The sequence below is a fragment of the Paenibacillus sp. AR247 genome, assembly GCF_002968895.1.
GTDB classification, from domain to species: domain Bacteria; phylum Bacillota; class Bacilli; order Paenibacillales; family Paenibacillaceae; genus Paenibacillus_AQ; species Paenibacillus_AQ favisporus.
Map to the genome: position 1 here is coordinate 402,214 of NZ_PCZT01000009.1, position 8,253 is coordinate 410,466.

Sequence of the window (8,253 nt, forward strand, 5' to 3'; positions counted from 1 at the left end):
CAAACACTTGAAATCCTGCGTCAAAAATAATCGAAATCAATTCCGGGTGGTGGTTTACCACAAAAATATTCATTTTTGTCAATGTACAATGGATGCGCTCGCGCTGCTTCCAATGCATACTTAAGATTGGTGAACACTTGAATTGCTTGCGCGTAATAGTCCCCTGAACCGACCAATGCGCCTGTTTCATCTACAGCAACCTGACCTGAGATGAAGGCCAGTTTAGACGCAGTAGTTACCACGATTTGGGAAATGACAGATGTAACTTTATCCGTCAATGTCCTGGGATTCACGATTTCCATAGGCAGGCATGAACCTCCTTTACTAATTATTGTTTCACTTGAACCTTTTTTTGTATATATAAAAAAGGGTTTTATCATAATTATATATAATTAATGTTTCAAATGAAACAAATTAATTGTACGTGGTCGCTCTTTATCCTGTCAACCCCAATCTCAATAAACGAGCATATCTTTATTTCTCTGGAAACAATCTGTGATATGATGAGGCAAATTAGTCGAGGAGCCAGCATAATCATGGATACTGCCAGTAAGATCAATACTGCCATTCATGAAGTTATCGTTCAGTTTCTTGAGCAAAAAGAGCTCCTAAAAATGAAAATAACCCCCTCGTAAAAAGGGGTCATGGTACTGGGGCAAGAATAGGATATATGCAAGATTTTGGTTTTGATTCGGTTTACGGGGCAGCGAATCGAATGATCACTTGCTATCTAAAACAGGGGGTACCATATGAGTTCCATTCTTAATGTTATAGAAAAGCTAAAATTGACCGTCTCGAATATAGAAGATGTTCCAGAGTCATTTAGTTCAGATGTATACAAACTTACTCTTGCTAGCGGAGAAAACGTTTATGTAAAAATTCCATTTAACAAAGATAAACTATTTCGTGAATTTCAGATACTTGAAACATTGAAAGGAGTAATTCCTGTTCCTAAGGTATTGGACATTTGGTATGGTGATGAAAGTAATACTGGAGCATTGCTTCTTTCGGCGATTCAAGGTATGCCCTGTACAGAAGATATTGATGAGGGACTTTCTTTTCAAATCGGTGTGTATCATGCAATGCTGCATGAGGTAAAAACCCCAGGTTTCGGTTATCATACAACCAATGGTTTTAAGTTTCTTGACCCAAATAACTGGAGACTACATATCAAAAGTAATTTTGAAAAGTGGAGAGAGCCGTGTAAAGAGATCCTTGATCCAGAACTGTATGAAAGATGTATCCATCATTTTGATGGCGTTTTCTTTGCTTTACCAAATCCCGATGGGCCATGTATCGTTCATATGGATTTTAGACCGGGTAACATTTTGGTGAACGGTAACAAGGTTACAGGCATTATTGATTTTGAGAGTGCCCGTGGGGGATCTACTGAAATAGATTTTACAAAAGTCAATCGATACATATGGGAAGTCAATCCCAGAACTAAATTGCCCTATATTGAAGGATATCAGACGATTCGGCCCATGTTGGCTCTGGAAAAAGTGCTGCCATTTTATGATTTTTACGATGCGTTTAGTGCTGTTGTTTGGTGTAAAAACAGAGGAATTGAAAAGAACCAGAGGTTTCTTCAGGAAAGTATCCATACTTTGAGGAAAACAGTAGGTTATTGATCATTATTATGATATTCGACTATCCGACCACAATAACATAAATCGTTAAACAAATCGAAGATGGTAATGTAAGACGACAAAAACATATACGCTTAATAGCCGTGTAACAGCGGCTTTTTTTGTTTTAACCATATCTGTTCTTGTCAGAAACCGACGACAAGAGCAGATATGGTTAACCGTGGTTGATAGAATTATCATTACAAATTTAATAACTTTCGTTTCAAGCCGAACTACCGACGATAAGGTGTCTTGGAACAATAATTAAATGTCGATGACGATCTTGCCGTGCACATGCCGGCTGGCTTGAAGCTTGACCGCCGCTTGGATCTGCTCCATCGGGAAACTTGCTGCGATGGGCACACGGAGCTGGCCTGCTGCGATCAGGCGGGCAATCTCTTCTATGGCGCCAGGAGCGGCGTTAGCACCGTTTGCCGACGTGATCCCGTCTACCTGTGCAGCTATGGTAGTGATGCGCTCGTCCGGAACTCCAAGTTCACGTGCCGCCTGCATCGTGTCTGTCCCGTATAGGTCCATCGCGGCAGTGACGCCGGCGGGAGCCAGGGAGCGGATCCGGTCGACCATACCCGTCTCCATAGGTGACCGGCTCGGCCCCGAGGGCACGCAGAGCATCGGCAGAGCTCGCCGATCCCGTTCCGATTACTCGCGCGCCCGCGAGCCGAGCGAGCTGGACGGCAAACACGCCGACCCCGCCTCCCGCGCCGCCAATGAGCACCGTGTCGTCAGGGCCGAGGTTGACCACGGCGAGGGCGGCAGAGGCTGTGCAGCCCGCGATAGTAAGCGTGGCGGCGGTGCGGTCGTCGACACCGTCGGGGGTGTGGTGCGCGTCGCCGCCCACAGCGATGGTCCCTGCTACATCTACTACTACGTAGTCAGCTACCGCGCGTGAGAGGGCACCGCCGAATACTCGGTCGCCAACCGTGAACTCGGTCACGCCGTCACCGACCTGGTCGATGATACCGGCATAGTCGGTTCCGAACCCGGACGGCAAACTCAAGCCGAATCGAGCGGCGGTGGCTGCGTCGGAGGTCATTAACCAGTCCATTGGGTTCAACCCAGCCGCGGTGACCCGCACGCGAATCTGCCCCGATCCGGCCTGCGGCACGGGCACTTCACGTATGTTGAGGACCTCAGGACCACCGAATGACTCGAGCTGGACCGCTCTGCTTACAAAATTACTCATAAAAAATCCTCCTTTAAACAACTTCAACATTTTTGCTACAAGTTACATTTTTATTATATTGTAATCTGCGAAACCAATAATATCATAACTGGCTGCGAAATACAAAATTATTAATTTGTAACTTGTAATAACGAAAAATAACGCCCTCAACAATCCTAATAGGAAAGCCAAGGGCGAAACTTTTTTACATGTCTTTTTGAGCTATGCCAAACTTCGGGCAAAACCTAGTCCCATCTCTTAAACAAGGTGTTGCGAGAGGACGAAAGCGAGCCGCCTTCTCCTGCTCGATTCATCGATTTGGATTTTTTAGTCCTCTTATCAGAAGATTTATTACAGCTTCTATATTCTGTTTTCGATTCGGATCTTCAAATGTGTTTGGGTTAATAAAAACACCAGTTGCAAGATATACGGTTCTTGCCGCTTGATCAGGGGATTCCGTATAAAATATACCTTCCGAAATTCCTTGAATTATAATCTCCTTGATTCGATGAATACCTTCTTCCATACTTTTTTCTATTACTTCCAATGAAGTGTGTGCTAGTTTAATGTAATTTGCAAACATTTCCGGGTCACTAGTTGCGCTGCGGCGTTTAGCTTCCGCAAAGTCTTCGAGAAAATGAAAAAGTTTAATATCAGCAGGATTATCTTCTTTCAGAATATCATTTGAAGGAGCATGCAAACTTTTGAGCCAACGCTCTGTAACAGCATTCCAAAGGTCCGTTTTTCCATTAAAATATCTATAAAGGGCAGCATGGCTAACCTTTAACAGCTTGGCTACGTCAGTGATATTCGCTTTGTCTGGTCCGAATCGGCGAATCACTTCTTCTGTTGCATTGAGAATTATTTCTTTATCCAACGAGACCTTATCCAAATTCATCACCTCTTGTATTATACGGTAGCAGTTTGTTTTTGAAGCGGTCGATAAATTCAATGACTTTTAATAGTTTATTCCTCTTATATAAATTTCAAGTGTACCACTAACTATTCCTAGTTTCAAGTTACACGAAATGTAACTGAGCTTGTGAAGGACTTCCTAAAATGCTTGTCGAATGTGTTCCTATTCGAGCCCTTCTGAAGAGGTGTGGAGACCAATGCTTAGGAAACCATCGGACAAGGATCTAGAAAAGTACTTCCAAGATATTGAGGAAATATTACGAGAGCAGCAAGGCATGACCTTCAAATTTATTAATAAAGATGGACGGTTTGTTCATACTTATTGCGCTGGACAATTAATGGGATGAAAGAGACGTCGTTGGGAAAGAACTTAAGGACTTTCTCCCCGCTGGGAAAGCGGCAGCCAAGGAATGGCACTATGTTAAAGCCTGGGAAGGAAATGAAGGAGTCACGTATGAAGGGGAATCGAAAGGCATCTTTTATTTGGCATCGCTGAGACCAATTCGACGAAATGGTAAGGTCATTGAGGTTATTGCCTCATGCGTGGATATTACGGAACGGAAAAAGGCGGAACAAGAGCTGGAAAGAACTAAGAAATTGCTGGAATCTATAATTGATGACTCGGCAGATGGTATTTGTATCATAGATACGGGAGGTAACGTGTTACGTGTAAACCATTCATTTGAAATGTTATATGGTTGGTCTGAAAATGAGTTGGTTGGCAGGCAGTTGCCCATTGTCCCGCTGGAAATGGAAGATGAATTTAAATCCATTACCCAAGAAATCCAAGGAGATATGCTGGCAAAGACTTTTGAGACGGTTCGGCAGAATAAAGCCGGCGAGTTAGTACATGTTTCTATAACCCTTTCTCCAATTAAAAATGGCTACGGCGAAATTATTGCATTGACAGGCATTACCCGGGACATCTCAGAGCGAATAAAATCTGAAGAATTTTTCCGGAAAGCAGATAAATTAAATGTTGTTGGACAATTGGCCGCAGGGCTAGCGCACGAAATCCGCAATCCTTTAACATCACTAAAGGGCTTTCTTCAGCTTATGAAGGAATCTGATAAGAGAAGAGTTGAGCACTGTGAGATTATGTTATCTGAGGTCGACCGGATGAATAGTATTATCAATGAGCTATTGATATTCTCAAAACCGCAGCCGAAGGTTTTAAAAAGGAACGATATAGGTGCTCTTTTGTATAGTGTAATAAATTTATTAGAAGCCCAAGCTACAATGAATGGGGTTCAAGTTTACATAGAGATACATGGAGATCTTCCTCCAATTTGTTGTTCGGAAGTGGATATTAAACAAGTGTTCGTCAATGTATTAAAAAATGCAATCGAGGCAACTCCCAATGGTGGCAAAATTCATATCGTAGCCTTTGAGCAATTGAATGAGCTCATTATCCGTATCAAGGATGAAGGTATTGGGATACCTACTGACAGCATTCATCGGTTAGGTGAACCCTTTTATACGACAAAGGAACAGGGGACAGGACTTGGTTTGATGATGTGCTATAAAATTATTCATGACCACAAAGGGAACTTGAGCATTCGAAGCGCCGTTAATCAAGGAACCACGGTCGATATCAAATTACCTGTTACGGACTAACTACTCTGGAATATCGATACGATGGTTTGGGTTTAATAGTAAACATAGTCTAAGGAAAATAGAGGCGAGAACTATAGTTGAAGTATATTACGATAAGAACCTTCATACAATCTCGCCGTAGGAAGAAAGGCTTTGGTTCGACGTCTTCTCCAAGTGCTTGGAGCCATGCCCCAAAACTGTTACATTGGAAAAGACGACGACGGACGAGGTCATCCGACCCATCAACCAAGCCAAAAGATTCCTAAGCTAAATAAAACTATTCTTACTTTTGGAACAAAAGGAAGGATTGCGTATGATAAATGCGAGCACATGTAGAAGATCAGGGGGGATTATCCTCCTGCTTTCTTATTCATTGGAGTACTTAGCCTTCTTTCTTGTAGGTACAACATTCCAACTCACGATCAACATGTACAGTACTGTTGCGATGTGAATCCATGATGGCGTTTTATCCATCTCTTTTAAGCGTTGATTGATCTGATCCACTTGCTCTTTGCTTTCTTGGCCGAACCCCATTGAAAGTTTTAGGATATTGAACGGATGACTCACCCGTTAGAGTGAGGTGAAGGATAAATTATTGATTCTTTGATCGGCCTCTTAACTGAGCGATATAAACATGGAATTCAGGAAGATTAGCAAAATCATATGCTGCATACCGATTGGACAGAGTTGCTACAACTTCATCTTTGGTTGTTTCTGCTAAAGCGAAGACAGGCGGTTTTATTGGTACGCGAAACTGTGTATGATCATGTGGCAAAACAGTAACGATGGTTCCAAGTGCTTCATCAGTTTCATGTTCATACAATGTACTCCACATGCAGCGATATTGATCTGTTTCCGCTGGGTTTGTTCCCCATTCTCTCGAAATTTCCATATCACCAGGAAGTCGGGTAGAAACTCGTAGCCCAGCATCTTTCAACTGGGAATGGATATTTTGGTAAAGGTAGTTTAAATAGGTTGCATACGAAGGTTCACCTGCGACTGCAAATGCATGCTCTAACCGTGCTTTCTTCTCGGTTAAGATAACATCCCAGTTTGCGGTTATATGATCTTCTAGAAATTGGCCAACAGTAAAAATCTTGGCTCTATCTTGATTTTTTTCGAGATAGGAAACAAGTGTTGCAGTCATGACACATCACTCCTATAAGGGATTGGTTGACAGCAGGGATAAGTGATAGTTATTAGTAACTAACATTTTTGGGTAAAAAAATTATGTGATCCCACGACAATAAGTTTGCACACAATGTTGAATAAAATCTTCCTTTGTATCCGTAATAAATTGGTTTCCAAGGAATGTGAGTGAAGAAAAATATCCAAAAAAGAAAGTTAAGAAAGAGATGGCTTGTTTATCTGGGTCTTCGATCTTTGCTTTCTTTTTTTCACTCATAACTTGAAAATAGTGAGCTAAAAATTGTTTTAGTTTCTTTGGATTATGTGATACGTGATGACTTAACTCAGGCATTGTCGTTCGCTCTTGGACAGAAATAAGGAAAATAGAACGGTTTGCTTCCATTTGATCCAAATAAGTCGAAGCGATGAGATACAGATCTTTTTCCAGATCCCACGTAATTTGGGTTTCAAAAAGATGTTGGAATGACGTAACAATGGAGTGTTTTTCAATGGCGGTCTCCAATAGCCTTTTTTTCGTCTCAAAATGCCGAAAAATTGTCATTTCGCTTACTTGTGCACTTTGTGCAATTTCTTTAATGCTAACAGCTTTAAATCCTTTGTCCTTCATCAGCTCTATGGCTGTCTGTAAGATGCGGTCTGCCGTCCCCGTTTCTGATTTCTGCATCATGTCCACCTCCCTTCAATGTTAGTTATTGGTAACTATCATCATGTTAGCATAATTTGGAAAGAAGTCAAGATGCTGAAGTGAAAATGCTGCCAAAGCGACAAGTTTTAATACACACATAGCCTAACTGAAGGTTGAACGCCGCGCTGAAAATGCAAGAAGTTGTATAGTTACCCGTGGTTGATGAGCAGGGTTAAAAGAAAAACCGAAGCCGATAAGTTGATGCCTGCAAAACCCGAGTTACAAAGCTAAACCGGCTTCAAGCATTAAGCTTACGGCAGTATAGTTTAGTTATAAACATACTTTCCAAAAAAGCGTGTGATAAACTATTCGAAGCACGACACTTGAGGGGGATGAAAGACACGATGGAAGAATCAGTAGTTATACAAGCAGAACGAATAGCATGCGATTTTCTTCTGGAACAAGCAAAAACTTCATATCAGATCATAGGTAGAGGCATCATCAATCAGATTTGCGTAGTCGAAACGGAGAGTCATAAAGTCGTTGTCCGGATGAACGATAAAGATTCATTTCCAAGCTTTATCAAGGAAAAGTGGTGCATCGAGCAAGCAGCCGCAGTTGGCGTTCCAGGACCTGAGGTGTTGTCCATTGGTATAGATAATGAAACCGCATTTATGATTCAAGCCTTTATTGAGGGAGACAACGGGGTAGACAGCACGGTTTCCACGTGTGAAGTTTGGAGAAAACTGGGCGAATATGCCAAGCGTATTCATTCTATTCAAGTTAAAGGATACGGAGAGAATCTGATTGATCCAGTCCAAGGTGAGTTTCAGTCACCTTCTCATGCCGGATCAGACGGCAGTTGGCAAGGGCATGTGCAATATAATATCAATTGTTTGACTGAGTATGATCGCTTAATTGAGCTTGGAGTCATTACTCAGATAGAATCCCAGAGAGTAAGAAAACTGTTTGAAAATCTAAAGAGTGAACCGTTCCGCTTCGGCTTGAACCATGGAGACATCTCTTTAAAGAATACGATTGTCAATCAGGCAAACCAAGTTATATTGCTGGATTGGAATCCAGAAGTAAGCGTGGTACCGCATGCAACTTTTTCTCAATTGATGCATTACCAAATCCTTGGCTTAGAAGAAAGCGCA

9 protein-coding genes and 1 pseudogene are annotated in these 8,253 nt (G+C 42.0%); 4 read left to right on the forward strand and 6 right to left on the reverse strand.

Annotation, left to right across the window (positions count from 1 at the left end; all coding sequences use genetic code 11):
- Positions 1–20: 20 nt before the first annotated feature.
- Positions 21–302, reverse strand: coding sequence for a RidA family protein (locus CPT76_RS09830; RefSeq protein WP_258168250.1), 282 nt, complete (start codon positions 300–302; stop codon positions 21–23).
- 447 nt (positions 303–749) lie between these two features.
- Here CPT76_RS09830 and CPT76_RS09835 point away from each other — a divergent pair, with 447 nt between their 5' ends.
- Complete coding sequence (locus CPT76_RS09835; RefSeq protein WP_105442792.1) at positions 750–1,631, forward strand: phosphotransferase family protein; 882 nt, start codon at positions 750–752, stop codon at positions 1,629–1,631.
- A gap of 261 nt (positions 1,632–1,892) precedes the next feature.
- Here CPT76_RS09835 and CPT76_RS38300 read toward each other — a convergent pair whose 3' ends face one another.
- The 3 genes from CPT76_RS38300 to CPT76_RS09845 all read right to left on the reverse strand — a co-directional run bounded on the left by CPT76_RS38300 (position 1,893) and on the right by CPT76_RS09845 (position 3,703).
- On the reverse strand, positions 1,893–2,141 hold the full coding sequence (locus CPT76_RS38300) for a zinc-binding dehydrogenase (protein WP_219845398.1): 249 nt from the start codon (positions 2,139–2,141) through the stop codon (positions 1,893–1,895).
- Positions 2,125–2,832, reverse strand: coding sequence for an alcohol dehydrogenase catalytic domain-containing protein (locus CPT76_RS09840; protein ID WP_219845399.1), 708 nt, complete (start codon positions 2,830–2,832; stop codon positions 2,125–2,127). The genes CPT76_RS38300 and CPT76_RS09840 overlap by 17 nt, the downstream gene beginning before the upstream one ends.
- 289 nt (positions 2,833–3,121) lie before the next feature.
- Complete coding sequence (locus tag CPT76_RS09845; protein ID WP_105442793.1) at positions 3,122–3,703, reverse strand: TetR/AcrR family transcriptional regulator; 582 nt, start codon at positions 3,701–3,703, stop codon at positions 3,122–3,124.
- A gap of 377 nt (positions 3,704–4,080) precedes the next feature.
- Between CPT76_RS09845 and CPT76_RS41980 the strand changes: the two are divergent.
- Both CPT76_RS41980 and CPT76_RS41985 read left to right on the forward strand, forming a co-directional pair.
- Positions 4,081–4,278 (forward strand): annotated as a pseudogene (locus tag CPT76_RS41980) (PAS domain-containing protein); the annotation flags it as partial.
- Entirely contained in the window at positions 4,270–5,343 is a 1,074-nt protein-coding gene (locus CPT76_RS41985; RefSeq protein ID WP_146116199.1) for a PAS domain S-box protein, read from the forward strand. The pseudogene CPT76_RS41980 and the gene CPT76_RS41985, both read left to right, overlap by 9 nt.
- Before the next feature lie 571 nt (positions 5,344–5,914).
- Here CPT76_RS41985 and CPT76_RS09855 read toward each other — a convergent pair.
- Together CPT76_RS09855 and CPT76_RS09860 are read right to left on the reverse strand one after the other, a co-directional pair.
- Positions 5,915–6,469 carry a DUF6022 family protein gene (locus tag CPT76_RS09855; RefSeq protein ID WP_105442795.1) on the reverse strand — a complete coding sequence of 185 codons (555 nt, stop codon included), beginning with the start codon at positions 6,467–6,469 and terminating at the stop codon, positions 5,915–5,917.
- 81 nt (positions 6,470–6,550) lie between these two features.
- The gene (locus CPT76_RS09860) at positions 6,551–7,135 is read right to left on the reverse strand and encodes a TetR/AcrR family transcriptional regulator (protein WP_219845400.1); all 585 of its coding nucleotides are present in this window, start codon (positions 7,133–7,135) and stop codon (positions 6,551–6,553) included.
- A gap of 365 nt (positions 7,136–7,500) precedes the next feature.
- On the opposite strand from CPT76_RS09860, the gene CPT76_RS09865 reads away from it, so the two are divergent.
- The coding region (locus CPT76_RS09865) for a phosphotransferase family protein (RefSeq protein ID WP_258168251.1) at positions 7,501–8,253 on the forward strand (753 nt) is incomplete at its 3' end.